The sequence below is a fragment of the Lyngbya sp. CCY1209 genome, assembly GCF_035615495.1.
GTDB lineage: Bacteria > Cyanobacteriota > Cyanobacteriia > Cyanobacteriales > Microcoleaceae > Limnospira.
In genome coordinates this window covers 1-237 of record NZ_JAJENU010000012.1, presented here as the reverse complement: position 1 = coordinate 237, position 237 = coordinate 1, and the positions used below count along the sequence as shown (strand labels likewise).

Genomic DNA, 237 nt, shown 5'->3' with positions numbered 1-237 from the left:
ACAGCTACACTATACAACATCGTCGTCCAGCTTCTGCTCACAGGCAGGATGCCTGTGCTACCCGATCAAAGATATTTTCCCTTGGCGATGGGCATCCGCCACCCCGTCCCGAAGGCGCGATCGCTACTCATGTTTGTTTATCCCCGGATCTGGGTGGGGCTGTGGAAAATCTCAGGGGAGCGATCGCTGTGGTATTTTAGTAGGTAGAACAATCCGGAAGCTACCAGTTGAAGCAAT

At 52.7% G+C, this 237-nt stretch carries 1 protein-coding gene; it reads left to right on the top strand.

Going from position 1 to position 237, the window contains the following annotated elements:
• Window positions 1-207: hypothetical protein (locus LKE08_RS00060; RefSeq protein ID WP_324702158.1), on the top strand; the 207-nt coding region annotated here is incomplete at its 5' end.
• Window positions 208-237: the final 30 nt, after the last annotated feature.